The following is a 1,076-nucleotide window of genomic DNA, read 5'->3' as shown; positions in this document are numbered from 1 at the left end:
CCTCGGCCTTCCGAAGAGGGCTGAGGTCCTGATGCGTCGCTTCCTCGTCGAGGAGGACGGTGAAGCCGTCGAGTTGGTGTCGTCGTACTTCCCCGCCGGCCTGGTCGAGGGAACTGACCTGGAGGTCGGAGAACCTCTGAGTGGGAGCACGCGCGAACATCTCGAAGCCCGGAAGAAGGTGCGCTTCGACCATGTGACCGAGCGGGTCTCTGCTCGGCTGCCCGAGGCGCGTGAGGCCGAGCTGCTGGACCTGCCGGACGGCGTTCCCGTGCTCAGCGTCCTGGTTGTCGCCTGCGATGTCTCCGGTCGAGCCTTGCAGGTCTCTGACGTGCTCCTACCTGCCGATCGGCAGGAACTCGAAGACACCTACCGCCTGAGCTGATCTCGCCCGACGGCGGCGGGATTTGCAGGGGACAACGACTTGACAAGTCAACTTGGCATCCCTAGCGTCGAACTTGCTAAGTCAACCTGTCAGGTGTCAGGTTGATGGTCTCTCAGAAGGAGTAATCCCTGTGCGTGTGATCCGCGTTGACGCATCGGCGGCCACGATTCTGCTCACCGAGGCTCCGGCCCCGAAGGTGCGTGACCGGCAGACCGGTGAGATCGCCAAGGACGCGATGACCGGCGAGACGCTGATGACTGTAGGCGTCGTCTACATCGACGAGGGCGACTCGTCGCTGATCCAGGTCACCGTCCCCGAGAGCGGGGTGACCGAAGGTCTGACGGTTGGTGCTCCGGTGTCGCTGCCGGGTCTGGTGGCACGGCCGTGGCAGAGCGTGTTCAATGGCCAGGAGCGACACGGCATCGCCTACCGGGCGACCGCCATTGCTCCGGGGGCCTTCCCGATGGCCCAGGCGGGCTGATCCCCGTGACGGACTTGGTGACGTTGGCCGAGGTGGGCGGCTCCCTCGCGGCGTTAGGCGGCGCTGCCTACGCTCGGCACGCTCACCCAGCGGCGTACTGGTCCACGGTGGGGCTGCCTCTCTCGGTGGTCCGGCTGATGGCCTCGTACTCCTCGACCATGGAGGCCTGTGGCCTGACCGTCCAGCCGGCCCGCTGGCGCGCACTGGCCGTCC

Annotated in this window: 2 protein-coding genes and 1 pseudogene; all 3 read left to right on the top strand. The window is 66.4% G+C overall.

The features are described 5' to 3' along the window. Positions 1-382: UTRA domain-containing protein (locus tag ACFY5C_RS41980; RefSeq protein ID WP_389455374.1), on the top strand; the 382-nt coding region annotated here is incomplete at its 5' end. Positions 383-512: 130 nt separating this feature from the next. Next, positions 513-863 carry a hypothetical protein gene (locus ACFY5C_RS41975; protein WP_283286114.1) on the top strand — a complete coding sequence of 117 codons (351 nt, stop codon included), beginning with the start codon at positions 513-515 and terminating at the stop codon, positions 861-863. Between the two features lie 5 nt (positions 864-868). Next, positions 869-1,076: pseudogene (locus ACFY5C_RS41970) on the top strand (conjugal transfer protein TraS); the annotation flags it as partial.

This window comes from Streptomyces sp. NPDC012935 (genome assembly GCF_042900345.1).
Taxonomy (GTDB): domain Bacteria; phylum Actinomycetota; class Actinomycetes; order Streptomycetales; family Streptomycetaceae; genus Streptomyces.
This window is presented reverse-complemented; position numbering and strand designations above follow the sequence as displayed.